This is a genomic window from Burkholderia sp. MS389, assembly GCF_016899425.1.
GTDB classification, from domain to species: Bacteria; Pseudomonadota; Gammaproteobacteria; order Burkholderiales; family Burkholderiaceae; genus Burkholderia; species Burkholderia sola.
The window spans coordinates 858,495-885,377 of sequence record NZ_CP045995.1; the positions used below are offsets into that span (position 1 = coordinate 858,495).

The window sequence follows — 26,883 nt, forward strand, 5'->3', positions numbered from 1 at the left end:
CCCGCCGTCACGCCAGCAGCACGACCCCGCCCGTCGTCGCGCGCGACTCCAGCAACCGGTGCGCATCGGCCGCCTGTTCGAGCGGCAGCCGCGCGCCGATCTCGACGTGCATCCCGCCCGCCAGCCGGTCGAGCGTCGCACGCGCGGCGTCCCGATACGCGCCGACGTCGCGCGCGATGAAACCGAGCACGCTCGGCCGCGCCAGCGCGATCGAACGGGCCGGCCCGAGTTCGTCGAGATCGAACGTCTGCCGCGCGCCGATCGCCGCCACCTGCCCGATGCTCGCGACCATCCCGAACGGCCGCACCGCCCCGAGCGTGCGGGTCAGCACGTCGCCGCCGATTCCGTCGATCGCGTAGTCGACGCCCGCACCGCCGCCGAACGCACGCGCGGCCGCGACGAAATCCTCCTCGCGATAATCGACCACCGCTTCGGCGCCGTGCATGCGCACGAGCGCGGCTTTCGCGGCCGATCCGACGGTACCGATCACGCGCGCGCCGAGCGCACGCGCCCACTGCGTCGCCAGCAGCCCGACGCCGCCGGCCGCCGCATGCACGAGCACCGTATCGCCGGCGCCGACCCGCCGGACGCGATGCAGCAGCATGTAGACGGTGATCCCCTTCAGCAGCCCGGCCGCGGCGGCTTCGTCGCTCAGCCCGCCGGGAATCGGCAGCACGCGCTCGGCCGGCATCGTGCGCAGGCTCGCATAGCTGCCGGTCGGCATGCCGGCATACGCGACGCGCTGACCGGGCACGAGCGCCGTCACGCCCGGCCCGACCGCGTCGATCACGCCGGCCGCCTCGACGCCGAGCGCGTCCGGCAGCGCGGGCAACGCGTGCGCACCCGTCCTGAAATAGATGTCGACGAAGTTCACGCCGATCGCGGTCTGGCGAATCCGCACTTCGCCGGCGCCGGGCGGCGCGACGGGCGCATCGACGCGGCGCAGCACGCCGGCGTCGCCGTAACGGTCGATCCCGATCCGGATGGCGTTGGCTGTTTGGATCATGACGTTCCTCGCTATCGAATGAAGTGACACAATCATCCCATCGTGCATAATCGAACGGAATTCACGTTGAACGCCCACTTACTGTGCAAAATTCGACCGATTACGATTCTGCCGCGACGCCCGCGCTGCCGATGAGTTGGGACGACATCCGCTACTTCCTTGCGGTGATGCGCGGCGGCAGCCTGTCGGCCGCGGCGCGGGCGCTGCAGGTCCAGCACTCGACGGTCGCGCGGCGCATCGACGCGCTCGAGTCGGCGCTCGGGATCCGGTTGTTCGACCGTCTGCCGCGCGGCTGGCCGCCGACCGACGAAGGACTGCACCTCGCCGAGCACGCCGCGCGCCTCGAAGCCGACGCGCATGCGTTCGCGCGTGCGGCACAGGGCGCGGCCGCGCTCGACGGCATCGTGCGCGTATCGGCGTCGCCGGTGTTCGCCAGCCATTTCCTCGCGCCGCGCCTGGCCCGTGCGCAGCGCGCATGGCCGGCGCTGCGGATCGACCTGATGGGCGAGATGCACGCGGCGAACCTGTATGCACGCGAAGCCGATCTCGCGGTGCGGCTGTCGCGGCCGAGCGAGCCGGGGCTCACCGCGCGCCGGCTCGGCACGATGCGCTTCGCGCTGTGCGCGACGCCGGAATGGGCGAACGCGACGCCCGACAGCTGGCCGTTCATCGGCTACGACGATGCGCTCGCGCAAACGCCGCAGCAGCAATGGCTCGAACGCTTCGCGGCCGGCCGTCGCTTTGCGTTCATCGCCAACGACCTCGCCGCGCAGCATCGCGCCTGCGCAGCCGGGGCCGGTGTCGCGCTGCTGCCGCGGTTTCTCGTCGACGATCCGGCCGCGCACGCCGGCGCGCCGCTCGTCGAACTCGCGAACGCGCCGCGCTGCGACATCGAGCGCGAGATCTGGCTCGTCGTTCACCCGGACGTACGCCGGTCGCCGCGCGTGCAGCGCGTCGCCGACGCGATCGCCGATGCGGTTCATGCGGCGGACGGACGGCTGTAAGCCGCCGAAACCGCAAACGGGCTTTGCCACGCGCGTCGACGGCCGGCATAGTAGCGTTTTGACTTCAGGCCCTGCCGCCATGTCCACCGCCACCGCCTGCGTCGTGCGCGACGCGACCGACGCCGACCTCGACGCGATCCACGCGATCTATGCGCACCACGTTCACCACAGCGTCGCGTCGTTCGAGGAAACGCCGCCCGACGCCGCCGAACTGCGCGCACGCCGCGACGCGGTGCTGAACCACGGGCTGCCGTATCTCGTCGCCGAATGCGACGGCCGCGTGGCAGGCTACGCGTACGCGACGCCGTACCGCACGCGCAGCGCGTACCGCTTCACGATCGAGGATTCGATCTACATCGACGACACGCAGCGCGGGCGCGGCATCGGCCGCGCGCTGCTCGAGGCGCTGATCGCGCGCTGCGAAAGCGGCCCGTGGCGGCAGATGATCGCGGTGATCGCCGACGGCGGCACCGGCGGCTCGACGTCGCTGCATCGCGCGTTCGGCTTCGAACCGGCCGGCCTGCTGAAAGCGGTCGGTTTCAAGCACGGCCGCTGGATCGACACGGCGCTGATGCAGCGCCCGCTCGGCGACGGCGCGAACACGCGCCCCGCCTCGCCCGAGCCTGCCGCGGCGCGCTAAAATCACCGCATGTCAAAACAGACTCATTCCACGCCCGACGAGGCCGCGCCGGATTCCCGCAACGAGTACACGGTCGACGAACTCGCGCGCGTGTCCGACACCACCGTGCGCAACGTCCGCGCGTACCAGGATCGCGGGCTGCTCGCGCCGCCGGAGAAACGCGGACGCGTCGGCATCTACGACGACACGCACGTCGCGCGCCTGAAGCTGATCAACCATCTGCTCGCGCGCGGTTACACGCTGTCGAACATCCAGGACTTGATCAAGGCGATCGACGAAGGCCACGACCTGCGCTCGATCCTCGGCCTCGAAAACGCGATCGGCGGCCGCTGGTCGCACGAGCTGCCGAAAACCTATTCGCTCGCGCAACTCGCTCAGATGTTCGGCCCGCAAGCGACCACGCAACTGTCGCGCGTGACCGAGCTCGGGCTGCTCGAACGGCGCGGCCTGTCGTTCGTCGCGAAAAGCCCCGCGCTGCTCGAGGCGGCGGCCGCGATGACGAAGGAAGGGATTCCGCCGCGCGAGCTGCTCGACGTGATCAGCCTCGCGCGGCCGCATTTCGACGCGATCGCGCGGCTGCTCGTCGATCTCGTCGTGAAGCGGCTCGACCGCTACGACGCCGGCACGCTGCCGCCGGCCACCGACGTGCCCGAACTGGTCGACGCGATCTGGCGGCTGCGCCCGCTCGCGGCCGTGTTCGTCGAAGGCGAGACGAACCGCGCGCTCGAAACCGCGGCCGGCGCGTATCTCGGCGGCCGGGTCGCGACGATCCTCGACAAGAAGCTCAGCGACGAAGCGGCGCGGCAGTCCGGTACGAGCGATACGCAAGGCGACGGCGACAACGGATAGCCGCGCGGCCGTCATGCAGGCGTCGGCTTGTCGCCGCGACGCGTGCGTAGTCGGTTCGCGGCAGCGCCGACGGCCATTGCCGGTCGCAACCGCGGTCCGCATGGGTCGGCGAATGGCCAGGCGCGCCGCTCGGCGCGCATTCCAGCCGGACGGCGTCGCATCGCTCCCCGCACGGTAACCCCGCGTGCCGCGACACAGTTACAAGTTATCGGTTGACGCAAGCCCGCCCGGCGGTTAGTGTACGCATCGAAGTCCAAGAAGTCCGATTGCTGTTCATCAATTGCTCGCTCCTCCCCAGCGGTATTCGTTGTCCTCTCCCTCCTTGACGCTTCACGCGCTCTTCAACAGAGCAAATCTCTATTTTTTTCTCAAGGAATCTTCATGGATACCGGTATCGTCAAGTGGTTCAACGACAGCAAAGGCTTTGGTTTCATCACGCCGGACAACGGCGGCGACGACCTGTTCGCTCACTTCTCGGAAATTCGTGCCGACGGCTTCAAGACGCTGGCTGAAAACCAAAAAGTGAGCTTCGAAACGAAGCAGGGCCCGAAGGGTCTGCAAGCGGCCAACATCAAGCCGCTGTAAAGTTTGAAGGGCCCGGCGTCCGTCGACGGACGCCGGGTCGCAGCGACATCCCCACGGAGCTTCGTCTCCTAAAGTTGGCGCGATCGGCTTGAGCTGCCTTTGTTCAGTGAGCAGCTTGCCAGGCGCCACACGTCTCGTTGCACTTCATCCCCCCTCCGGCCGCAACGCCTTATTTTTCGCTTTCCGACTGCGTCAGATTCCGCTCGCAATGGCGTTGAATCGGCATACCCGTGCGCATTTCGCACGGCACGCGCGCACTCGATCATCATTAAAATTAAAATGCACAACCAACGAATTCAACAGTACAACGGCTATGCCGTCCAACCCTCGGCGCATCGCCTGCCCGACGGGAGCTTTTCATCCAACCTGCTGCTCGAACGCGCCGATAGCACGCGCGACGAAGGCCGCTACCAGTTCTATTCGCTCGACTACTTCGCGAGCGAAGCGCAGGCGATCGCGCATTCGGCACGCTGGGCACGCAACTGGGTCGATACGCGCGGTTAAAGGCCACGCTACTGTCGATATCAGCAGACGGTCATAAAAAGCCGGCGGGCAACGTGCCCACCGGCTTTTTGCATGACACGCCCGTTCACCTGTTTCGCCGCATTCCGGCACGACGGAGTCGTCCGATCCGGCAGGCCACGACGCCAAAGCATAGGGCGGCCGCCGTCATATCCATATCGGCAATGCTTCGTTTGCGGGCGCGATCGCCCATGCGACGATTCTTCCAACCGAGCGGCGCCCGCCGCTCCCCGAAGATGCCTCGCATGGAGTTCGTTCGATGATTCGTTTCACCCGCTGGATCACCCGCGCCGCCGCCGTCTCGCTCGTTGCGCTGTCCGCCGCGTCGGCATTCGCGCAAGGCGGCACCGACAAAATCGTGCGCATCGGTTATCAAAAGGCCGGCCTGCTGTCGATCGTCAAGGCGCAGGGCGCGCTCGAAGCGCGACTCAAGCCGCTCGGCTATGACGTTCAATGGTTCGAATTCCCGGCCGGCCCGCAACTGCTCGAAGCACTGAACGCGAACAGCATCGACTTCGGCTACACCGGCGCGCCGCCACCCGTGTTCGCGCAGGCGGCCGGCGTGCAGTTCGTCTATGTCGGCGCGGAACCGCCGGCGCCGCACAACGAAGCGGTATTCGTGAAGAGCGATTCGCCGATCCGGACGGTGGCCGGCCTGCGCGGCAAGAAGGTCGCGCTGCAGAAAGGCTCGAGTGCGAACTACCTGCTGCTCGAGGCGCTGAAGAAAGCCGGCGTGCGCTATGACGAAATCCATCCCGTGTATCTCGCGCCGGCCGACGCGCGCGCCGCGTTCGAAAGCGGCAATGTCGATGCGTGGGCCGTGTGGGATCCGTACTACGCGGCCGCGCAGAACGCGCTGAAGGTGCGCACGCTGTCCGATTACGCGGGGCTCGCGGCGACCAACAATTTCTACGAGGCGACGCGGCGTTTCGCGCAACAGCATCCCGACGTGGTCGGCGCGATCCTGAAACAGGCGCGCGAAACCGGCCAGTGGGTCAACGGGCATCCGGCCGACACGGCCGCGCTGCTTGCACCGAAGGTCGGGTTGCCCGAGGCACTCGTCGAAACATGGATCAAGCGGGTGCCGTTCGGTGCGGTGCCGATCGATGAGCGCATCGTCGCCGCGCAGCAGGGTGTCGCCGATGCGTTCTACGCGGCGAAGCTCATTCCGCAGAAGCTGAGCGTGGCCGACAACGCATGGGTCGACAAAACCGTGGCGAGTGCGCTGGCGGCGAAGTAACGCTCGCGGCCCCATCCATCAGCAGGCCGGCCGGGCGCGATGCCCCACCGGCCGCTTTCGTGTCCAGAGCGGCACGCGCTCAACGCAGCGCCCCCGCCACCTTCTTCTGCCGCCACAAACACAGCAGATCGCACGCCACATGCGCAGCCGCGATCGCCGTGATGTCCGCGTGATCGTACGCGGGCGCGACCTCCACCACATCCGCTCCGACCAGATTCACCGCGCCGAGCGAGCGCACGATCGCCAGCGCCTGTGCGGACGACAATCCGCCCGCGACCGGCGTCCCCGTCCCCGGCGCGAACGCCGGATCGAGGCAATCGATATCGAACGTCAGATACGCAGGCCGCGCGCCGACGATCTCGACGATCCGCTCGACCGCCGCTCGCGGACCATGGTCATGCACCCACGCGGCATCGAGCCGCTCGATCCCGAGAAAGTCGTCGTTCCACGTACGGATGCCGACCTGCACCGACGTCGCGGGATCGATCAGTCCTTCCTTTACCGCCTTGTAGAACATCGTCCCGTGATTGAGGCTGTCCGGATCGTCGTCGGCCCACGTATCGCAGTGCGCGTCGAAATGGATCAGCGACAGCGGCTTGCCGTAGCGCTCCGCGTGCGCGACCAGCAGCGGATACGTGATGTAGTGGTCGCCGCCGAGCGTCAGCATCTTCGCGCCCGAGCTCAGGATCGTGCGCGCATGCTCGACGATCGCCGGCTTGATCGACAGCGGGTTGTGCGCATCGAACCAGCAGTCGCCGTAGTCGACGGCCGCGAGATCGTCGAACGGATCGAAGCCCCACGGATACGGATTGAGCTCCGCGAGCTGCACGCTCGCCGCGCGGATCGCGGCCGGCCCGAGCCGCGCACCGGAGCGATAGGTCGTCGCGAGGTCGAGCGGCACGCCGGAGATCGCGACGTCGACGCCGTCGAGCGCGCGCGAGTAGTTGCGGCGCATGAACGACAGCACGCCCGCGTAGGTGTTTTCGATCGACGAGCCGTACGGCGTCGTGCGACGGATCGCGCCGTCGCCGTGGAAAAGTTCGGTCATGGTCGGACCTGTTTTCGTGATGGCCGGACCGCCCCGCTTCGACTGAGCGCGCGGGCCGGGCACGGCGGGGATTCATCGGGCATGTACCGGCTCGCGCATCCAGTCGCGAAGCAAGGCGGGACATCGACAACGACAACGACAACGACAACGACAACGGTAATACCGCGGCGATCGTAGCAAGCCGAATCGGAACCGTTGCCCCGGTTCAGCCGGGGCAACGCGCGAAAAAAGTCCGGTGGCGGCGTCGCCCGCGGTCGCCGTCGTTTCCTAGAAGGGTTCGCCGGTTTTCGCGCACCCGTTCTTCCGGATAATGGCCGGCAGCCACGCGGTGAACGGCCCATCGTCCACCGCGGACAACAACAAACCGGAGACACCCGCCTTGATCGCCACGCTTCCCGCCACCTACCGCCGGCTCTGGCCGCTCGCCATCGCGGCTGCGCTCCTGTACGGGCTGTCGCTCGCCGCCGCGCCCTATCCGGGCCAGGCCGCCGCGAAGGCCGCGATGGGCATCCTGCTGCTCGCGGCGGGCGGCACCTGCGGCGCGGCGCGCGAACGCGCGTGGCTGTGCGCGGCACTCGCGACGGCCGTGCTCGGCGACGTGCTGCTCGCGTTGCCCGACTGGCCACTGTCGTTCGTGTTCGGCCTCGGCGCGTTCCTGCTCACGCACCTGTGTTATTGCGCGATTTTCTTCCGGTGGCGCGCGCGGCCGCGTGGCTGGCGCATCGTTGCGCTCGTCGGGCTGTGGATCGCCGCGCCGGCGTTCTACGTGGCGTTCTTCCCGCACCTCGGCGAGCTGCTGGCGCCGGTCGCCGTCTATATGCTCGTGCTGTGCGCGATGGCGAGCTTCGCGCTCGCCGCCCGCACGCACGGCCCGCTGGTCGCGACCGGCAGCCTGATCTTCGTCGGCTCGGACACGCTGATCGGCGTCGGCCGGTTCCTCGGCGGTTTTCCGGGCATCGACTATCTGATCTGGGGCCTTTATGCGCTAGCGCAGGTCACGATCGTGGCCGGGGTTTTCCATGAGACGGCCGCTCGATCGATCCGTCCCTGATACCGTTTCAAACAGGCCGCCGCGCGCCGGCGGCTTGATCGCCAGCGCCTCCCGCCCTGCCGACGGCCTTTTCCGCGCATCCCGCATGGCGGAAACGGGACCGTTCCAAACCCCGCTCAGCCTTTCCCCGCTTGATTTCCTGCCCTTAGAGCGTCGCTTCTAGCCTCTTGCGGTTTCCGGGTTCACCCACTATCGTTACATCAACCAATGTAACATTAAAAAATGAGCCAGATCGGAGACACCCGGATGAATGCTCGCACGTTGCCTTTCGGTCCACCCGGCCCTGACGGCCGGGATGAAGCCATCGACATCGCCATCATCGGCACCGGCTTCGCCGGCCTCGGGATGGCGATCCGCCTGAAACAAACCGGCGCGACCGACTTCGTCGTCCTCGAGAAGGCCGCGTCGGTCGGCGGCACGTGGCGCGACAATCATTACCCCGGGTGCGCATGCGACGTGCAATCGCACGTCTATTCGTTCTCGTTCGCGCCGAACCCGCGCTGGACCCGCATGTTCGCGCCGCAGCCGGAGATCCGCACGTATCTGGAAGACTGCGTGCAGCGCTTCGGCGTCGGCCCGCACCTGCGGCTGAATCACGAGTTACAGCGCGCCGAGTACGACGAAGCCGCGCAACGCTGGCGCCTCACGTTCGCGAACGGCAAGCGGCTGTCGGCGCGCGTGCTGGTGTCCGGGATGGGCGGGCTGTCGCGCGCCGCACTGCCGGCGATTCCCGGTGTCGAGACCTTCAAGGGCCGCGCATTCCATTCGCAACAGTGGGATCACGACTACCCGCTCGAAGGCAAGCGCGTCGCGGTGATCGGCACCGGCGCGAGCGCGATCCAGTTCGTGCCGCAGATCGCGCCGCGCGTGAAGTCGCTCGCGCTGTTCCAGCGCACGCCGCCGTGGATCATGCCGAAGCCCGACCGCAACCTGACCGGCGTCGAGAAATGGCTGTTCCGCACGCTGCCGTTCACGCAGAAGGTCGTGCGCAGCGGCATCTACTGGATGCTCGAATCGCGCGTGCTCGGCTTCGCGATCCATCCGTCGCTGATGAAGAACGTGCAGAAGCTCGCGCTGCGTCACATCCGCAAGCAGATTCCCGATCCGGCACTGCGCAAGGCCGTCACGCCGAACTACACGCTCGGCTGCAAGCGCGTGCTGATCTCGAACGACTACTACCCGGCGCTGTCGCGCAAGAACGTCGACGTGATCACGACCGGCATCGATCGCATCGAAGCCGACGCGGTCGTGACGACCGACGGCAAGCGTCATGAAGTCGACTGCCTGATCTACGGCACCGGCTTCCAGGTGGCCGACCCGTATCCGCGCGGCGCGATCATCGGCCGCGGCGGCCTCGACATCGTCGATGCGTGGCGCGACGGCGCGCACGCGTATCTCGGCACGACGCTGCCCGGCTACCCGAACTTCTTCATGATCGTCGGCCCGAACACGGGCCTCGGCCACAACTCGATGGTGTTCATGATCGAGTCGCAGATCGAATACATCCTCGGCGCGCTGCAGGCGATGCGCCGCGAGCGCGCGGAGGCGATCGAGGTACGCCCGCTCGTCGAGGCGCAGTACAACGACGACCTGCAGGGCAAGCTGAAGAAGGCGATCTGGTCGACGGGCGGCTGCAAGAGCTGGTACCTCGACCCGCGCACCGGCAAGAACACGACGCTGTGGCCGGGCTTCACGTGGCGCTTCCGCCAGGCCACCGCGCAGTTCTCGATCGCCGATTACCACGCGTATCGCGCACCGCACGACACGACCGCGCGGCCCGCCGCCGCGCCGGCCGCTTCCGCTTCCACGTCCGCCGAAGCGGCCTGAGCCAGACAAGGAGCCATCGACATGAGAGATTTCGCCAACAAGGTCGCCGCGATCACGGGTGCCGGCTCGGGCATGGGCCGCGCACTCGCGATCCAGCTCGCGCAGGCCGGCTGCCACGTGTCGCTCGCCGACAAGAACGGCGTCGGCCTCGCCGAAACCGAACGAATCGTCGGTGCGATCGCGCCGAACGTGCGCGTATCGACGCGCGTGCTCGACGTCGGCGATCGCGACGCGATGTTCGCGTGGGCCGACGACACCGCGAAGGCGCACGGCAAGGTCAACCTGATCTTCAACAACGCGGGCGTCGCGCTGTCGAGCACGATCGAAGGGATGGACTACAGCGATCTCGAGTGGATCGTCAACATCAACTTCTGGGGCGTCGTGCACGGCACGAAGGCGTTCCTGCCGCACCTGAAGGCATCGGGCGACGGCCACGTGATCAACACGTCGAGCATCTTCGGGATCTTCGCGCAGCCGGGCATGAGCGGCTACAACGCGACCAAGTTCGCGGTGCGCGGCTTCACCGAATCGCTGCGCCAGGAACTCGACATGATGAAGTGCGGCGTGTCGGCCACCTGCGTGCATCCGGGCGGCATCCGCACGAACATCGCGCAGTCGAGCCGCGTCGCGAAGAACATGGTCGGCTTCATCGTCGAGAGCGAACAGCAAGGCAAGGACAGCTTCGAGAAGTTCTTCATCACGACCGCCGACGACGCCGCGCGCACGATCCTCGCCGGCGTGCGCAAGAACAAGCGCCGCGTGCTGATCGGCCGCGACGCGAAGGGCGCGGACTGGATGGCGCGCCTCCTGCCGGCCGCGTACCAGGCGCTCGTCGTGCTCGCGACGCGCCGCGAGGCCGCGAAAGCCCGCCGTGCCGCACGCGGCACGCCGGCACCGGTGCACGCCACCTACAACAATGCAGGCAATCAGGGAGAACAATCATGACGACACCGAACATGATGCCCGTGCGGCGCGACATCCGTTTCGCGCTGCCGCCCGAACGCGCGAAGGACTGGCATGTGCAGGGCGTGCCGGTCACGCACTTCATGAATGCGCTGTCGCTGCTGTTCCCGGCCGGCGAACGCTTCTTCATGGATTCGGTGCGCCACTACCGCGACCGGATCGAGGATCCCGAGCTGAAGAAGCAGGTCATCGGCTTCATCGGGCAGGAAGCGATGCACACGCGCGAGCACATCGAATACAACGATCTGCTGCAGGCGTCAGGCCTGCCCGCGCACAAGCTCGACAAGCGTCTGTGGACGATCCTCGGCTGGTTCAAGAAAGTGCTGCCGCACTCGATGCAGCTGGCGATCACGATCGCGCTCGAACACTACACGGCGATCCTCGCGAACCAGTTGCTGTCGGGCCACGAGCACCGGATCGACGGCTCGGTCGAGGGCTACCAGCAGATGTGGATGTGGCACGCGATGGAGGAAACCGAGCACAAGGCGGTGTCCTACGACGTGTGGCGCACCGTGATGAAGCCGGGCCTCGGCAGCTACCTGCTGCGCACCGGCACGATGCTGACGACGACGGTATTCTTCTGGGCGATCGTGTTCGACTTCCACGTGCGGCTGATGCGCGCGCACCGTCGCGAACACGGCAAGTTCGACGGCATGTGGCGCCTCGTGAAGTATCTGTACAGCCCGAAGAACGGCGTGTTCCCGAGCATCGCGCGCGAATGGCTCGACTACTTCCGCCCGGGCTTCCACCCGTGGGATCACGACAACCATCAGTACCTGCAGGAGCTCGACACGCTGCTCGATAACATCGACGCGACCAACGCGCGCTATGCGGCGCAAGCCGCCCCGCGCCGCGTGCCGCTGCATTCGGTAGCGCAGGCATGACGCGATCGCGCGCTCACGAGATGCTGACCGTCCGGTCCGGCGACGTGAAACTCGCCGTCTACGTCAGCGGGTCGCGTCGCGCGCCGCCGCTGATCCTCGTGCATGGCTACCCGGACTCGGCGACCGTGTGGGCGCCGATCCGCGCGCGGCTCGCGAAGCGCTACCGCGTGATCGCGTACGACGTGCGCGGCGCCGGCGCATCCGATGCGCCGCGCCGCCGTGCCGACTACACGCTCGAACGGCTCGCCGGCGACCTGAAAGCGGTGGCCGACGCGACCTGCGGCGGCCGGCCGTTCCACCTGGTCGGCCACGACTGGGGCTCGATCCAGTGCTGGGAGGCCGTGACCGACCCCGCGTTCCGCGGCCGCATCGCGTCGTACACGTCGATCTCCGGCCCGTGTCTCGATCACGTGTTCCGCGCGAAGATGCGGCTCAAGCAGAGCCTGAAGTCGTGGTACATCGGGTTCTTCCATCTGCCGCTCGTGCCGTCGCTGGTATGGCGGCTCGGCGGCGCCGCGCTGTGGCCGCGCTGGCTGCAGCTCACCGAACGCGTGCGCGCCGAGCGCGATCCCGTGCAACTGAAGAACGCGCTGAACGGGATGCAGATGTACCGCGCGAACTTCCTTGCCCGGGCCCGCAAGCCGCGTGAGCGGTACGCGCAGGCGCCGGTGCAGATTCTCGTTCCGCTGCGCGACCGCTACGTGACGCCCGAGATGTCGGTCGACCTCGACCGCTGGCTCGGCGAGCACGTGCGCGAGGAAATCGACGGCACGCACTGGATCGTGCTGCGCCATCCGGACATGATCGCGTCGCGGATCGACCGGTTCGCGGCCGCGCATGAACGGCCCGCGGTTGCCGCCGCGTCGGCAGCGGCGCCGGCCACGAGAACGGGAGCCGCGGATCAGCGCAGCGGCGGCAGTCGCTCGAACAGCGTTTCGTAGTCGATCACGAGCCCGTCGTCGTCGATGTCCATCTCCGCGGTGAAATCCCGGAAGATCCCTTCGTAGCGGTAGCGGCGGCCCGGTTCGATGCACGCATAAGCCTGCTTGACCGGCATGACCTTCAGATCCGGCGTCGAGATGTACGCGACGTCGAGCGGCCGCCGCTCGCCGCGCGCGAGCCCGAGGCGGCCGATCGGCAGCGAATTCGTGAACGGCGTCGCGGCGATGTCGATATCGATGCAGCCGTCGAGCTCGTGCAGTTCGCGGCCTGAGCCGTCACGCCAGTGCCCAGCCCCGTCGCCACGCAGTTCGAGCGTGCCGCCGCCCATCACCTTGAGCACCGCGTAGGTCACGCGCCATTGCAGATCGCATTCGACGCGATACGCGAGCCCGTACGCGCGGCCATACCGCTGGCCGACCACCGCGCTTTCGACGACGATGCCGGATTCACTCCGGTCGAACGTCAGATGTTCGATTCCGTCGCCTTCGAGCGACGCCCAACGTACTTCGCGCATCGTTCCACCTCCTTGGTATCCCGCGTCGGGGCATCGTCACACAAATCGTCGCTATCCGGAATGCCGCCGTCGATTGAGTCCAGCTCGGCGGCCCGGTCGCTAGAGCGTTGAAACTGACGCGCATGGGTCCCCCCTCGGCAACCCCGCGTGCACGCGAAAGCAATAGCGATGGCGCAAATTTGATATCGAATCGCCAGAATCTCGCGAAAACGCTAACAACACATCCCGAGTACGCGCACCGCACCTCGCGATGCCCCGCTTCAGGGCATCGACCACAAATCCTGACTATCCGGAATTCCCTATTCCGGTGCATCGCAGCATGTCCTATGCTCGCGGCTCATCCTGTTCCGCCGCGATCATGCCTACTGCCCGCCCCGCTTCGCCGTCGATCGACCTGCGCATCCTGCTGCGCGGCATCGGGCAGATCGTGCTGCAGGCGAATGCGCTCACCGGGTCGCTGCTGCTCGCCGCGCTCGCGCTGAACGACCTGCGGCTCGCATGCGCGGCGCTGGTCGGCTCTGCCGCCGCCAGCATGACGGCCGTGCTGGCCGGCGCCGAACGCCGCGACGTCGAACAGGGGCTGCACGGCTTCAACGGCGCGCTCGCGGCGCTGATCGCCGTATTGTTCGCGCCCCATCAACTCGCCGCCGTCGCGCTGGTGCCGCTGGTCGCGATCGGCGCGGCGCTCGTGCAACGCGCGATGCGGGCGTCGCTCGCCCGCTGGCGCCAGTGCCCGTATTCGAGCCCGTGCCTGGTCGTCACCGCGCTGTGGCTGCCGTTTGTCGCGTTGCAGCATGCGGACGGCGCGACCGCCGCCCCGGTGCCGACACTCGCTTCCGCAACCGACGCGCTGTTGTCGGGCGTTGCTCAGACCACCTTCGCGCAAGGCGCATGGGCCGGCGCGCTGGTCGTCGCCGCCCTCGCCGTCGCGTCACGCCGCGCGGCCGCGTTCGCGCTCGGCGGCGCGATCGCGTCGACCGTGCTGCTGATCGCGCTCGGCGCAAGCGACGCGTCGTTCGCCGGCGGCCTGCTCGGCTTCAACGGCGCGCTCGCCGCACTCGCGCTGATGTCGCGCGGGCCGCGTGCGGCGCTCGCGGCCGCCGCACTCGCCGCGCTGATCCAGTGGCTCGCGATGCGCGCGGGCATCTCGGTGTTTACAGCCCCGTTCGCGCTCGCGGCGTGGGTGACCGTAGTCGTCGCGCGCCGCCTCACCCTCGGAGCACCCGATGTCATTCGCACACCGTCCTGACGCCGTGAAGCCCGGCGGCCCGATCTCCGACGCCGAACGCAGGCTGCGCGTCGACCTCGCCGCCGCGTACCGGCTCGTCGCGCTGAACGGCTGGGACGACCTGATCTACACGCATCTATCCGCGACCGTGCCCGGCGAGCCCGGCCACTTCCTGATCAACCCGTTCGGCCTCACGTTCGACGAGGTACGCGCATCGAACCTCGTGAAGATCGACCTCGCCGGCAACCGGATCGGCGACAGCGAGCACGCGGTCAACGTGACCGGCTTTGCACTGCATGCGGCCGTGCACGCCGCGCGCGCCGATGCCGTCTGCGTGATGCACCTGCACAATACGGCCGGCATCGCCGTGTCGATCCAGCGCGACGGGCTGTTGCCGGCGTCGCAGCACGCGTTGCGCTTTCACGGCGATCTTGCGTACCACGACTACGAAGCGCTCGCGTTCTCGCCGGCCGAAGGCGCACGGCTGACCGCGAACCTCGGCGCGAAATCCGCGATGCTGCTGCGCAACCACGGCACGCTGACGGTCGGCCGGACCGTCGCCGAAGCGTACGTGCTGATGGATACGCTGATCAAGGCGTGCGACATCCAGGTGCGCGCGCAAGCTGGCGGCGGGCCGCTCGTGCTGCCGGAGCCGGCCATCGCCGAGCGCACCGCCGAACAGTTGCGCGACGGCGGCGCGATCGAAGGCGAACTGGAATGGCCGGCGCTGCTGCGCCGGCTCGACCGGATCGATCCGTCTTATCGCGACTGACCGCGCATCCGCACCCGACCGAATCGTCCATCGTCAATCGTTCAATCCCAACCGGAGCCTGTGTCATGCCGACTTTCAATATCCAGCTGTTCGAAGGCCGCACCGTCGAGCAGAAGCGCGCATTCGTCGAAGCAATCACGCGTGTCACGTGCGACACGCTCGGCTGCACGCCGGGCTCGGTCGACATCATCCTGACCGACGTGAAGAAGGAGAACTGGGCGACGGCAGGGAAGCTGTGGAGCGACGAGCGCTGAGCACCGACGGCGGCGTCGCGTCGGCACCGTCCGCTCTGTGCTGAGCCCTGCACTGAGCCCTGCACCGCAGCGCCTGCGACGCGTGCTGCACGCCAGCGCCTCCACTCGCCTCCGTTGTGCGCCCGCACATCGCTTTGTCACGCAATCGGCGCATAATGCCGGACAGACGCAGCAGCCAATGGCCACCCGACGGAGACCGCCATGGAAGCGAAGAACGAGGAAGTCGTCGCACACCTGCTCTCCGATGTCGTCGAATTCGCGCGCGCTCGTCTGCCCGACGCCACGTTCCGGATCGTCGAACCCTTCCTGCGTCATTACTACGATTTCGTCGATGCCGACGATCTGCAGAGCCGCGGCATCGCCGACCTGTACGGCGCCGCGATGGCGCACTGGCAGACCGCCCAGAAATTCGTGCCCGGCAGCGAACGCCTGCGCGTGTACAACCCGATTCTCGAACAGCACGGCTGGCATTCCGACCACACGGTGATCGAGATCGTCAACGACGACATGCCGTTCCTGGTCGACTCGGTGACGATGGCCATCAACCGTCTCGGGCTCGCGCTGCACTCGGCGCTGCATCCGGTGTTCCGCATCTGGCGCGGCGCCGGCGGCGGCATCGAGCGCGTCGACGCGGGCGGTGCGACGTCCGGCGACGGCCAGTCGCAACTCGCGTCGTTCATCCATTTCGAAGTCGACCGCTGCGGCGACGCCGCGCTGCTCGACACGCTGCGCGAGGACATCGCGCGCGTGCTCGGCGACGTGCGCGCGTCGGTCGAGGACTGGCCGAAGATCGTCGACATCGCCCGCGCGACGATCAAGGAGATGAAGGCGCGCGAATCGACCGCGGAGGACATCGAGGCGCGCGCGTTCCTCGAATGGATGGCCGCCGATCACTTCACGTTCCTCGGTCAGCGCGACTACGCGCTCGTATCGGACGGCACGGGCTTCGGCCTGCGCGGCATCGAGGGCTCGGGCTTCGGGATCCTGCGCGAATCGCTGCGCACGTCCGGCGCCGCCGACGTGACGCCGCTGCCGCCGGCCGCCGCCGACATCATCACCGGCGCCTGGCCGATCTTCGTGACCAAGGCGAATTCGCGCGCGACGGTGCACCGGCCCGGCTACCTCGACTACGTCGGCGTGAAACTCGTCGGCGCCGACGGCAAGGTCACCGGCGAGCGCCGCTTCATCGGGCTCTACACATCGACCGCCTATTTCGGTTCGTACACCGAGATTCCGATCGTGCGCCGCAAGTGCGCGAACATCGTGCGGCGCGCGGGCTTTTTGCCGAAAGGGCATCTCGGCAAGTCGCTCGTGACGGTGCTCGAAACCTATCCGCGCGACGAACTGTTCCAGGCCGACGAAGACCGGCTCTACGACATCGCGCTCGGCATCCTGCGCCTGCAGGAACACCAGCGCACGCGACTGTTCGTGCGGCGCGACCGGTTCGACCGCTTCGTGTCGTGCCTCGTGTTCGTGCCGCGCGACAAGTACAACACCGACCTGCGCCGCCGCATCGCGAAGCTGCTGGTCGACGCGTACAACGGCGTGAACGTCGAATTCACGCCGCTGCTGTCGGAATCGGCGCTCGCCCGCATTCACTTCGTCGTGCATGCGGAACCGGGCACGATGCCCGACGTCGACACGCGCGAACTCGAAACGCGGCTCGTGCAGGTCACGCGCCGCTGGCAGGACGATCTCGCCGACGCGCTGCTCGACGCATTCGGCGAAGAACAAGGCAACCGCCTGCTGCAGCGCTATGCCGATTCATTCCCGGCAGGCTATCGCGACGACTATCCGGCGCGCACGGCCGTGCGCGACATCGAGCTGATCGAGCGCGTGAAGGACTCGGGCCAGCTCGCGATGAACCTGTACCGGCCGATCGAGGCCGAGCCGCGCGCGTTCCGCTTCAAGGTGTATCGCGCGGGCGACCCGATCGCGCTGTCGCGCAGCCTGCCGATGCTCGAACATCTCGGCGTGCGCGTCGACGAGGAGCGGCCATACCGGATCCAGACGCAGGACGCCGCGCACGCGTGGGTACACGATTTCGGGCTGGAACTCGCCGACGATACCGAGTTCGACATCGAGCGCGTGAAAGGCCTGTTCGAAGATGCGTTCGACCGGATCTGGAGCGGCCGGATCGAGAACGACGACTTCAACCGCCTCGTGCTGCGCGCGCACCTGAGCGCGCGCGAGGTCACGATCCTGCGCGCGTATGCGAAATATCTGCGGCAGGTCGGCTCGACCTTCAGCGACGCGTATATCGAACGCGCGCTGACCGGCAATCCGGCGATCGCGCGGCAACTCGTCGAGCTGTTCCTGCTGCGCTTCGATCCGCGCATCGGCGACACGCGCGACGTGCAGGCCGAACGGCTGCTGAAGGCGATCGAAGGCGCGCTCGACCAGGTGCCGAACCTCGACGAGGATCGCATCCTGCGCCAGTTCCTCGGCGTGATCAACGCGACCGAGCGCACGAACTACTTCCTCGCGGACGCGAACGGCGAATCGAAGCCGTACCTGTCGTTCAAGTTCAATCCGGCGAAGGTGCCCGGCCTGCCCGAACCGAAGCCGATGTTCGAGATCTGGGTGTATTCGCCGCGCGTCGAGGGCGTGCACCTTCGCGGCGGGCGCGTCGCGCGCGGCGGCCTGCGCTGGTCGGATCGCCGCGAGGATTTCCGCACCGAGGTGCTCGGGCTGATGAAGGCGCAGATGGTGAAGAACGTCGTGATCGTGCCGGTCGGCTCGAAAGGCGGCTTCGTCGTGAAGAACCCGCCGCCGCAGAGCGATCGCGAAGCGTGGATGCGCGAAGGCATCGCGTGCTACCAGACGTTCCTGCGCGGGCTGCTCGACCTCACCGACAACCTCGCCGGCAACGCGATCGTGCCGCCGCCCGACGTGGTGCGCCACGACGCCGACGATCCGTACCTGGTCGTCGCCGCCGACAAGGGCACGGCCACCTTCTCCGACTATGCGAACGCGATCTCGCACGAATACGGCTTCTGGCTCGACGACGCGTTCGCGTCCGGCGGCTCGGTCGGCTACGACCACAAGAAGATGGCGATCACCGCGCGCGGTGCGTGGGAATCGGTGAAGCGGCACTTCCGCGAGATGGGCATCGACACGCAGGCGACCGATTTCACCGTGGTCGGCGTCGGCGACATGTCGGGCGACGTGTTCGGCAACGGGATGCTGCTGTCGCCGCATATCCGGCTCGTCGCCGCGTTCGATCACCGGCACGTGTTCCTCGACCCGAACCCCGACCCGGCAACGAGCTTCGCGGAGCGCCAGCGGATGTTCGCGCTCGAACGCTCGAGCTGGGCCGACTACGATACGTCGGTGATTTCGCCGGGCGGCGGCGTGTATCCGCGCACCGCGAAGACGATCCCGCTGTCGCCGGCCGTGCAGTCCGCGCTCGGCATCGACGCGCACGCGCTGCCGCCCACCGAGCTGATCCGCGCGATCCTGCAGGCGCCGGTCGACCTGCTGTACAACGGCGGCATCGGCACCTACGTGAAGGCCGCGCGCGAAACGCACACGCAGGTCGGCGACCGCGCGAACGACGCGGTGCGCGTGAACGGCGCGGACCTGCGCTGCAAGGTCGTCGGCGAAGGCGGCAATCTCGGCTGCACGCAGTTCGGCCGCATCGAATTCGCGCAGCGCGGCGGCCGCATCAATACCGACGCGATCGACAACTCGGCCGGCGTCGATTGTTCGGATCACGAAGTCAACATCAAGATCCTGCTCGGACTCGTGGTGTCCGACGGCGAGATGACCGAGAAGCAGCGCAACGCGCTGCTCGCCGAGATGACCGACGAAGTCGGGCTGCTCGTGCTGCGCGACAACTACTACCAGACGCAGGCACTGTCGATCGCCGGCCGCTATGCGGTCGAACTGCTCGACGCCGAGGCGCGCCTGATGCGCTGGCTCGAGCGCGCGGGCCGCCTGAACCGCGTGATCGAGTTCCTGCCGACCGACGACGAAGTCGCCGAGCGGCAGGCCGCGAAGCTCGGCCTCACGTCGCCGGAGCGCGCGGTGCTGCTCGCGTACAGCAAGATGTGGCTCTACGACGCGCTGCTCGAATCCGACGTGCCCGAGGATCCGCTGGTGGCCGCGATGCTCGTCGACTACTTCCCGAAGCCGCTGCAACAGCGCTTCAGCGAGCCGATGCGCCGCCATCCGCTGCGCCGCGAGATTCTCGCGACGCATCTGACGAACGCGCTCGTGAACCGCGTCGGCTGCGCGTTCGTGCACCGGCTGATGGAGGAAACCGACGCGCAGCCCGGCGACATCGTGCGCGCGTGCATCATGGCGCGCGACGTGTTCGACCTCGATGCGGTGTGGCGCGATATCGACGCGCTCGACAATCGCGTCGCCGACGACGTGCAGGCCCGCATGTTCGTCGACGTCGCGCGGCTGCTGGAGCGCGCGGCGCTGTGGTTCCTGCGGCATCTGCAGTCCGGCGCGGTGGCCGACGGCGGCGTCGCCGGATTGATCGCGCGCTGCCGCGACGCGGTGCAGCGCATCGCGCCGCAACTGCCGTCGCTGCTGCCGGCCGACGATCTGGAAGCGCTGTCCGAGCGGCAGCGCGTGCTGGTCGACGCCGGCGTCGACAGCGCGCTTGCGGTACGCGTCGCAAGCGGCGACATCTCGGCCGCGCTGCTCGACATCGCCGAAGTGGCGGCGACCTGCAATCGCAGCCTCGAACTCGTCGCGGGCGTCTATTTCTCGCTCGGCACGCTGCTCAATTACGGGTGGATCGGCGAACGCGCGGCGAACCTGCCGACGCCGACGCACTGGGACATGCTCGCGCGCGCCGCCGCGCTCGCGGAAGTCGCGCGGCTCAAGCGCACGCTCGCGACGAGCGCGCTCGCGGAATCGCCGGATTCGACCACGCCGGACACGATCGTCGGCGCGTGGCGCGTGCGCCGCGAGGCCGCGCTCGCGCGTTACGAGCACCTGCTCGCGGATCTACGCGCATCCGGCGGCACGAGCCTCGCGGTGCTGCTCGTGGTCGTGCGGGAAATGGCCGTGCTCGAACGCGCGTGACGAAGGCGACGGGTCAGACCGTCGCGACGAGCAATTCTTCCGCGCGGTTCGGCGGCCGCAGGCCGTCCATGCGATCGGCGAAATAACGGCGCGTCAGCTCGGCGGCCGACACGTATTCGGCCTTCGCAAAACCGGCCTCCCGTGCAAGCGCCTGGATCTGTTCCGGCATGAAGAAGCTGATGAACGGCGTGCCGCTCGCCCGCGCGCCCTTCGCGGCCATTTCCAACCCGGGGCGCACGTCCGGATCCGCATTTTCCAGCGGCAGCAGGAACGTCATCGCGAACGTCGAACCGGGCGCGAGCGACGCGACTTCGCGCAGCGCGGCCGCATTCGCTTCGCGCGTCAGGTACATGCTGACGCCGGTGGACACCACGACCGCCGGCTGGCCCGCATCGAAGCCCGCGCCGACGAGCGCGTCGCGCCACGACTGCTCCGCCTCGAAATCGACCGGCACGAAACGCAGCCAGTCGGGCACGCCGAAGCCGAGTTCGGCCAGGCGGCGCTGCTTCCAGCGTTGCGGCGCCGGCGGGTCGACTTCGAACACGGTCACGCGCGACGCCATGTCCGGCCGGCGCTGCACGAAGCTGTCGAGCCCCGCGCCGAGGATCACGTACTGGCTCACGCCGCGCGCCGCCTGTTCGGCCACGAGATCCTCGATGAAGCGCGCCCGCGCGACGATCGACGCGCGAAACGGCCGCGTGAACTGCGGATCCATGTCGCCGCGCTGCTGCCAGCCGGGCGCCGGCGCGAGCAATTGCAACCCGATTGCGTCGGCGAGCACGTGCGGCGGCGCGTCGAGTTCGACGTGCAGCGCACGCCACAGCGCGACGCGCGCGGCCGTGCTGTCGGGCGCATCGTCTTCGCGGATAACCGTCATGTCGACCTCACGCGAGCTGCTTGCCCGGCGCCTGCAGACGCCACACGCGACCGTCCGGATCGCGCACGGTCATGTCGCGCGTCCCCCAGTGCGTATCCTCGAACGGCGCGACGACATCGACGATCGGCCGCGGCTGCACCGCCTGCTCGTCGGCGACCTTGATCACGACCTGCATGTCGGGCTTTTCGCTCGGCGGCGCTTCGGCGATGAACAGGAACGGGCCGTCGCCGCTGCGCAACTGGCCCGACTGGTGATCGGTTTCGAATTCCAGCGTGAAGCCCAGCGCCTGGAAGAACTTCGCCGACTTGCCCCAGTTGTGCGTGGTCAGATACACGGCTTCGATTCGCTCGGATGACATGTCACTCCTCCTGGTTGGACGGTCCCGCGCCGGGCGGCGGCGCGGCCAGGTACGCGCGCAACGCGTCGGCCACCAGCGCGGACAGCGATTGCTCCGTTTCGATGGCGCGATGCTTGACCTGCCGGATCAGGGAGAGCGGCAGGTACACGTTGAATTGCTTCACTTCTTCGTCGGTCATGGGGCTAGTATGCTAGCAAAAGTCAAATGCGGATGCGGTGAAACGACTGGAATGAATCGGCGCGCGGCTCGCGAGCAGGCCGCTTGCAGTGCCTCGTATGTCCGCGTTACCGCGCAACTCGCGCCGCGAGCCGCGCGAACAGCGCGTCGAGATCGAATCCCGCCGTATTGACGCCGATCGTGTCGCGCAGGCACGCGGCCCAGTCGGCTGCTGTGTCGAACGTGACCGTGCGCCCGGCGCCCGCCGCGTCGCGCAGCGTCAGCACGGTGTTGACCAGCGCCGCGCGGCCGTCCGGCAGCACGCGGCACGCGATCAGGTCGTTCACGAAGATCGATTCGGGATACGTCGACGTGAACCAGTTCGCGGCGTCGTAATCGATCCATTCGGCCGGCTTCAGCGAGAAGCGGTAGGTCGTGTGCCAGCCGTCGGGGATCTCGAACTGCATGTCGAATTCGCCGTGGACCGGCGCATCGACCACGCGAAACGCGCCATGCGGCGTCAATTGCCGCTCGCCCGGCGCGAAGCGCAGCGGCGCGGTCAGCGTCGCGCTGCCGAAGCCGATGTCCGCGAGCCACGCCGCGCCGTCGAGGTCGATGCGCAGCAGCATGTGCGTCTGCGCGGTGACGATCTCGGGCGGCCGCATCCAGCGCACGCGCGCGATCAGCGGCGTCACGCGGAAACCGATCGTCGTGAGCGCGGTGTAGAACAGCTTGTTGAGTTCGAAGCAGTAGCCGCCGCGGCGGCGTTCGATCACCTTGTCGACGATCGCGGGCAGGTCGAGCGCGACGCGCGCGCCGGTCAGCGGATTGAGGTTTTCGAACGGAATCGCCTGCGGGTGCAGCAGATGCAGCCGGCGCAGCACGTCGAGCGTCGGCTCGACCGGGCCGTCGTAGCCGATGCGGGAAAAATAGCGCGAGAGGTCGAACGAGTCAGTCATGAACCGGCACCGATGAAAGGGACCCGCCACGATAGCATCGCGCGAAATCCCCATGTTGTGCGGGCCTATCGTTCGTGGCCGGCGTGCGCGATGATGGCCACGCATCGCCGCCGCACCCGCACGACGTTACGGCAGCAGCTTCAGTGCGGACGACGCGACCGACGGCACCGAAATGCCCTGGCTCGTCGCGAACTGCACGGCCTGGCTGAGCGTCGCGGCAAGCGACTGCAACTGGCCCGGCGCGCTTTGCGCGATATACGTCGCGGCCTGCATGTTCTGCGGATTCAGGCCCGACTGCAGCAGCGACGCCGCGCTCGTCGAACCGAGATTGCCGAGCCCCGACTGCAGTTGCGAATACTGCGTGAGCCCCTGCCCGAGCGAGGCGAGGCCGTTGCTGAACGCCTGCTTGTCGATCGGCCCGTGCGTGGCGCCGCCGCTCGCGAACGCCTGGCCGAGCGCCTGCGACACCGATTGCTGCGCGCCGCCCATCTGCGACAGCGTGGCCGGCGACAGCGCATCGCCGCCGGATAACTGGCTCGCGGCCTGCTGCGCCTGCCCGGCCGCCCCGGTCAGGCCCATCGCCGATGCGAGCGACGACTGGCCGCTCAGCACCTGCTGGTTCGCGCCGACATAGGCCTGCAGCAACTGCGCGACACCGCCCTGCGCCGGCGCTGCCGCCTGCTGCTGCCCGCCGCCGAGCAGCGACGCGCCGATCGACTGCAGGTCGAGCTGCGCGTGTGCGGCGCCGCTCGCCAGGATGCCGAACGCGATGCCTGCCGAGGCCAGATGCCGGCCCGTCGCGCGAATGTGCTTCATGTTTTTCCCTCGTGCCCGAATGGTCGAGGCGATATTGTCGAAGCGCGTCGCGCGCCGCCGCAACGACTGAAACACATCGAAACGAAATCACCGCGCGCCGCCGCTTGCAATTCCGCGGCCGGCGACCGTCGTCGCGCCGATTCGTCCATGTTTGCGGTGCGATGTGATGCGCGTACCGGCATTCTTTCTCCGGTTGCGTCAATGGACGCAGGCTCCGGCGTGCGCAGGCAGCGCGCCGAAACACCTCCACGGGCGCGTTTCGTGTCGAGCGATGCCAAGCAAAACGGGCAGCGCATCGCCGCCCGCTTCGTCATGCGGCCACTACCGCCCGCCACTGCCCGCCGGCGACGCCGTTACGCTGCCATCCACGCCGGCAACCGCTGGTTGACCCAGTCGGCCGCCTGCTCGTAGCCGTGCGCAAGCTGCAGCACGGCGAGATCGGCGCGCGGACGCCCGATCAGCTGCATCCCCATCGGCAATCCCGCGTCGTTGAAGCCGACCGGCACGTTGATCACCGGGCAGCCGGCCAGCGTCCACGGCACGACCGTTTCCATCCAGCGATGGTAGGTGTCCATCGCGCGGCCCGCGATCTCCTTCGGCCAGCGCTGGTCGACGTCGAATGGGAACACCTGCGCGGTCGGCGCCGCGATGAAGTCGTAACGGTCGAAGAAACTCAGCACCGCCTGATGCCACGCGGTCCGTTCGACGCTCGCGTCGAACATCGCCGCGCCCTGCATCGCGAGCAGCCCCTCGACCTCGTAGATCGCCTCGGGCTTCAGCAGCGCGCGCCGCGCCGGGTCGCGATAGTGCGCGAGCAGCCCGCCACCCGACAGCAAGTGCCGGTGCGTGAGCCACAGACGCCAGATCCGGTCGGGCGCGAACGCCGGCAGCGCGGCATCGACGTCGCAGCCGATTTCCCGCAGCGTCGCGAGCCCCCGCTCGCACTGCGCGAGCACGCCGGCCTCGGTCGCCAGATAGCCGTTCCAGTCGCCGACCCACGCGATGCGCTTGCCGCGCAGGTCCGCGTCGAGCGGTTGCGCGAACACGGCCGGATCTTCCGCGAGCGACAGCGGATCGTTGCGGTCGTAGCCGGCCTGGATCGCGAGCAGTTGCGCGACGTCGCCGACGGTGCGGCCCATCGGCCCTTCGATGCCGAGCTGCTGCATGAACACGTCGACGCCCGGCCAGCGCGGCACGCGGCCCTGCGACGGACGGAAGCCGACGATGTTGCAGAACGCGGCCGGATTGCGCAGCGACCCGCCGAAATCGCTGCCGTCCGCCACCGGCAGCATCCGCGACGCGAGCGCCGCCGCCGTGCCGCCGCTGCTGCCGCCCGCGCTCTTCGTCAGGTCGTACGGGTTGCGCGTCGCGCCGTAGACCTCGTTGAACGTGTGCGAACCGAGCCCGAACTCGGGCGTATTGGTCTTGCCGATGAAGATCGCGCCGGCCGCGCGCATCCGCGCGACGCCGACGGAATCGGCCTGCGGCACGTTCTCGCGGAAAATCGGCGAGCCGTAGGTCGTCCGCAGCCCCTTCGTCATCGCCAGATCCTTCGGCGCCTGCGGGATCCCGTGCAGCCAGCCGCGATAGTCGCCGCGCGCCAGCTCCGCATCCTTTTCCGCGGCTTCCGCCAGCAGCGCGTCGCGGTCGCGCAGCGCGACGATCGCGTTGACCGCGCCGTTCACGCGCTCGATATGGTCGAGATACGCACGCATCGTCTCGACGCACGAAACCGCCTTGCTGCGGATCGCCGACGCAAGCTCGCCGGCCGACAGGCGCACGACCGGATCGACGGGAATGGAAGCGGGAGCGAGAAACTGCGGGGCGCCGTGCGGCATGCGGGGTCTCCTGGGAAGCGGTATCGGATGGCGCGCCGCCCGGCGGCGGCCGCCGCTCTACTCTACGCGACGCGATCCGGGCGACCTCCGATATTTTGCGGCGCAATTCATTGCGGATTCGACTGAATCGCGATGCTTCGGACAGCCGGCGACGACCGGGCGGGGCCGGCGTCGCCGCTCGCTGCCGTTTATGCGCATAAACTTAAATTTCTTATATTTTTAATCGGTGCGTCACAGGACCGCGCACGTTAACGACATTTTTATACGGCCGACCGATCTCTTTAGATCGCTTCGTCCGGCCGCCCGCTACGCTGGAAGCACTTCGTTTCCGGGTTCATCGTCCATGCTCAAGCTGCTGGTTCCGGTCGGCCATTCGCCCCGCTCGCTTCAGGCAGTTCGTCACGCGACGTTCCTGTATCGCGAGCGCTGCGCGTCGGAGGTCGTGCTGATCAATGTGCAGGCGCCGCTGGAATCGACGCGGCTCGAGGCCTATCACCCGCTGTCGCGGCTGCGCGCGATCGAGACACGATTCGCGACCGACGATCTCGCGATGGCCGAGCGGATCCTGCGCGATGCGGACGTGAAATTCAGCGTCGTAATGAAGGTCGGCCCGGTCGCCGATACGATCGCGGCCGTGGCGGCCGAGACCGGGTGCGACGAGATCGTCGTCGCCGCGCCGAGACGCGATCCGCTGCACGCGCTGATGTCGGTGTTCCGGCGCAGCGTGATGGCGCGGCTGGTGCGAATTTCGAACGTGCCGGTGACGGCGGTGCAATGACGGAAAGGCGCGTCACGCGTGCGCATCGTGCGCACGCTGTCGCGCAGCGCTTATTTGATGGCCTTGCGCCAGAACACGAAATAGGCGGCCGCCGAAGACGCCAGCAGCAGGATCGCCCACATCGGGGCAAGACTGATCAGGACGGAAGAGACGTTCAACATTTGGATTCCTCACTATTTCGACAGCGATATTCAACACCTGCGTGCTTGCCGGACCTGACGCGTTGACCCTGCGTCGCGTTTCGTCAAATCATGCATTCATGCTATCGCCTTGAACGGCCGCGCGACCGCCGCCGCCCGCCCGTACCCTGACATTCGTCAAACTACCGCGCATTGCCCGCCCGCCGGGCGGCGGCGACGGAAAAACAGGACAGGATCGTCCCGCCCCGCTACCGCTTTCAGCAGACGTTTACCGGGGGAAGCCCCAAGTGCTTCGTCGAACGTGTCCGCGTTACGCTTGAGCGACGAGGAGACGAACCATGAGACGCGCCGTACATATCGCTGTTTTTGCACTGCTGGCCTATCTCATCGGCGATCGCGCGATCCTGCATGCGCAGGGCCGCGACGCCAGCCCGCTCGCGTGCGAGCAAGGCGCCGCGCAGGTGAAGGCCGACGCGCTCGGTCGCGGCTTTGGCGAAGCCGCCGCCGGCAGCCAGAGCGAGGCCTTCATGTCGGGCTGCCTGGTGACGGGACGGAACGATCGGAACGTCGCGATGGCGGCCCGCTGACG

The 26,883-nt window shown here is 67.9% G+C and carries 26 protein-coding genes; 17 read left to right on the forward strand and 9 right to left on the reverse strand.

From position 1 onward, the window contains the following. Positions 1-7: 7 nt before the first annotated feature. Positions 8-1,006: a quinone oxidoreductase gene (locus GJG85_RS20220; protein WP_050011886.1), complete on the reverse strand. Its 999-nt coding sequence runs from the start codon at positions 1,004-1,006 to the stop codon at positions 8-10. 131 nt (positions 1,007-1,137) lie between these two features. On the opposite strand from GJG85_RS20220, the gene GJG85_RS20225 reads away from it, so the two are divergent. The 6 genes from GJG85_RS20225 to GJG85_RS20250 all read left to right on the forward strand — a co-directional run bounded on the left by GJG85_RS20225 (position 1,138) and on the right by GJG85_RS20250 (position 5,846). Further along, positions 1,138-2,010 carry a LysR family transcriptional regulator gene (locus GJG85_RS20225; RefSeq protein WP_050012097.1) on the forward strand — a complete coding sequence of 291 codons (873 nt, stop codon included), beginning with the start codon at positions 1,138-1,140 and terminating at the stop codon, positions 2,008-2,010. 79 nt (positions 2,011-2,089) lie between these two features. Then, positions 2,090-2,650, forward strand: coding sequence for a GNAT family N-acetyltransferase (locus GJG85_RS20230; RefSeq protein ID WP_050011887.1), 561 nt, complete (start codon positions 2,090-2,092; stop codon positions 2,648-2,650). Between the two features lie 9 nt (positions 2,651-2,659). After that, a complete protein-coding gene (locus GJG85_RS20235; protein ID WP_050011888.1) occupies positions 2,660-3,499 on the forward strand; it encodes a MerR family transcriptional regulator in 840 nt (279 codons plus the stop codon). Between the two features lie 381 nt (positions 3,500-3,880). After that, on the forward strand, positions 3,881-4,084 hold the full coding sequence (locus GJG85_RS20240) for a cold-shock protein (protein WP_006485974.1): 204 nt from the start codon (positions 3,881-3,883) through the stop codon (positions 4,082-4,084). Between the two features lie 279 nt (positions 4,085-4,363). Continuing rightward, entirely contained in the window at positions 4,364-4,588 is a 225-nt protein-coding gene (locus tag GJG85_RS20245) for a hypothetical protein (protein ID WP_050011889.1), read from the forward strand. A gap of 277 nt (positions 4,589-4,865) precedes the next feature. Then, the gene (locus GJG85_RS20250; RefSeq protein WP_050011890.1) at positions 4,866-5,846 is read left to right on the forward strand and encodes a sulfonate ABC transporter substrate-binding protein; all 981 of its coding nucleotides are present in this window, start codon (positions 4,866-4,868) and stop codon (positions 5,844-5,846) included. A gap of 79 nt (positions 5,847-5,925) precedes the next feature. Here the strand turns inward: GJG85_RS20250 and speB are convergent, their stop codons facing one another. Further along, positions 5,926-6,894, reverse strand: a complete 969-nt coding sequence (gene speB, locus GJG85_RS20255) for an agmatinase (RefSeq protein WP_050011891.1) — start codon at positions 6,892-6,894, stop codon at positions 5,926-5,928. Positions 6,895-7,273: 379 nt separating this feature from the next. Here speB and GJG85_RS20260 point away from each other — a divergent pair, with 379 nt between their 5' ends. From GJG85_RS20260 to GJG85_RS20280, 5 genes are all read left to right on the forward strand, one after another. After that, positions 7,274-7,945 carry a lysoplasmalogenase gene (locus GJG85_RS20260; RefSeq protein ID WP_050012098.1) on the forward strand — a complete coding sequence of 224 codons (672 nt, stop codon included), beginning with the start codon at positions 7,274-7,276 and terminating at the stop codon, positions 7,943-7,945. A gap of 246 nt (positions 7,946-8,191) precedes the next feature. Continuing rightward, on the forward strand, positions 8,192-9,772 hold the full coding sequence (locus GJG85_RS20265; RefSeq protein ID WP_204384319.1) for an NAD(P)/FAD-dependent oxidoreductase: 1,581 nt from the start codon (positions 8,192-8,194) through the stop codon (positions 9,770-9,772). A gap of 21 nt (positions 9,773-9,793) precedes the next feature. After that, positions 9,794-10,717 carry an SDR family oxidoreductase gene (locus GJG85_RS20270; protein ID WP_050011893.1) on the forward strand — a complete coding sequence of 308 codons (924 nt, stop codon included), beginning with the start codon at positions 9,794-9,796 and terminating at the stop codon, positions 10,715-10,717. Further along, on the forward strand, positions 10,714-11,619 hold the full coding sequence (locus GJG85_RS20275; protein WP_050011894.1) for a metal-dependent hydrolase: 906 nt from the start codon (positions 10,714-10,716) through the stop codon (positions 11,617-11,619). Before GJG85_RS20270 ends, GJG85_RS20275 begins: the two co-directional genes overlap by 4 nt. Beyond that, positions 11,616-12,560 (forward strand): alpha/beta fold hydrolase, encoded by a 945-nt coding sequence (locus GJG85_RS20280; protein ID WP_089489481.1) that lies wholly within the window; start codon positions 11,616-11,618, stop codon positions 12,558-12,560. Before GJG85_RS20275 ends, GJG85_RS20280 begins: the two co-directional genes overlap by 4 nt. Here the strand turns inward: GJG85_RS20280 and GJG85_RS20285 are convergent. Then, positions 12,521-13,075: a putative glycolipid-binding domain-containing protein gene (locus GJG85_RS20285; RefSeq protein ID WP_176015790.1), complete on the reverse strand. Its 555-nt coding sequence runs from the start codon at positions 13,073-13,075 to the stop codon at positions 12,521-12,523. The genes GJG85_RS20280 and GJG85_RS20285 overlap by 40 nt on opposite strands. Positions 13,076-13,433: 358 nt before the next feature. Here GJG85_RS20285 and GJG85_RS20290 point away from each other — a divergent pair, with 358 nt between their 5' ends. The 4 genes from GJG85_RS20290 (at position 13,434) to GJG85_RS20305 (ending at position 20,372) form a co-directional block, all read left to right on the forward strand. Continuing rightward, positions 13,434-14,324: an urea transporter gene (locus GJG85_RS20290; RefSeq protein ID WP_089489482.1), complete on the forward strand. Its 891-nt coding sequence runs from the start codon at positions 13,434-13,436 to the stop codon at positions 14,322-14,324. Then, a complete protein-coding gene (locus tag GJG85_RS20295) occupies positions 14,302-15,075 on the forward strand; it encodes a class II aldolase/adducin family protein (protein WP_050011898.1) in 774 nt (257 codons plus the stop codon). Before GJG85_RS20290 ends, GJG85_RS20295 begins: the two co-directional genes overlap by 23 nt. A gap of 65 nt (positions 15,076-15,140) precedes the next feature. Further along, complete coding sequence (locus GJG85_RS20300) at positions 15,141-15,329, forward strand: 4-oxalocrotonate tautomerase (RefSeq protein ID WP_050011899.1); 189 nt, start codon at positions 15,141-15,143, stop codon at positions 15,327-15,329. 201 nt (positions 15,330-15,530) lie between these two features. Continuing rightward, positions 15,531-20,372, forward strand: coding sequence for an NAD-glutamate dehydrogenase (locus GJG85_RS20305; protein ID WP_124630746.1), 4,842 nt, complete (start codon positions 15,531-15,533; stop codon positions 20,370-20,372). Positions 20,373-20,385: 13 nt separating this feature from the next. Here the strand turns inward: GJG85_RS20305 and GJG85_RS20310 are convergent, their stop codons facing one another. From GJG85_RS20310 to GJG85_RS20335, 6 genes are all read right to left on the reverse strand, one after another. Next, positions 20,386-21,249 (reverse strand): class I SAM-dependent methyltransferase, encoded by an 864-nt coding sequence (locus tag GJG85_RS20310; protein WP_204384320.1) that lies wholly within the window; start codon positions 21,247-21,249, stop codon positions 20,386-20,388. A gap of 7 nt (positions 21,250-21,256) precedes the next feature. Beyond that, positions 21,257-21,607 carry a VOC family protein gene (locus GJG85_RS20315; protein ID WP_204384321.1) on the reverse strand — a complete coding sequence of 117 codons (351 nt, stop codon included), beginning with the start codon at positions 21,605-21,607 and terminating at the stop codon, positions 21,257-21,259. A 1-nt stretch (position 21,608) separates the two neighbouring features. Further along, positions 21,609-21,785, reverse strand: a complete 177-nt coding sequence (locus GJG85_RS20320; RefSeq protein ID WP_050011903.1) for a ribbon-helix-helix domain-containing protein — start codon at positions 21,783-21,785, stop codon at positions 21,609-21,611. Positions 21,786-21,891: 106 nt separating this feature from the next. Continuing rightward, positions 21,892-22,722 (reverse strand): arylamine N-acetyltransferase, encoded by an 831-nt coding sequence (locus tag GJG85_RS20325; RefSeq protein ID WP_204384322.1) that lies wholly within the window; start codon positions 22,720-22,722, stop codon positions 21,892-21,894. A gap of 126 nt (positions 22,723-22,848) precedes the next feature. Next, a complete protein-coding gene (locus GJG85_RS20330; protein WP_124630743.1) occupies positions 22,849-23,538 on the reverse strand; it encodes a hypothetical protein in 690 nt (229 codons plus the stop codon). 353 nt (positions 23,539-23,891) lie between these two features. Further along, positions 23,892-25,376 carry an amidase gene (locus GJG85_RS20335; RefSeq protein ID WP_204384324.1) on the reverse strand — a complete coding sequence of 495 codons (1,485 nt, stop codon included), beginning with the start codon at positions 25,374-25,376 and terminating at the stop codon, positions 23,892-23,894. A 343-nt stretch (positions 25,377-25,719) separates the two neighbouring features. Between GJG85_RS20335 and GJG85_RS20340 the strand changes: the two genes are divergently transcribed. Together GJG85_RS20340 and GJG85_RS20345 are read left to right on the forward strand one after the other, a co-directional pair. Continuing rightward, positions 25,720-26,154 carry a universal stress protein gene (locus tag GJG85_RS20340; protein ID WP_050011906.1) on the forward strand — a complete coding sequence of 145 codons (435 nt, stop codon included), beginning with the start codon at positions 25,720-25,722 and terminating at the stop codon, positions 26,152-26,154. Positions 26,155-26,632: 478 nt separating this feature from the next. Continuing rightward, positions 26,633-26,881: a hypothetical protein gene (locus GJG85_RS20345; RefSeq protein ID WP_050011907.1), complete on the forward strand. Its 249-nt coding sequence runs from the start codon at positions 26,633-26,635 to the stop codon at positions 26,879-26,881. Positions 26,882-26,883 lie beyond the last annotated feature (2 nt).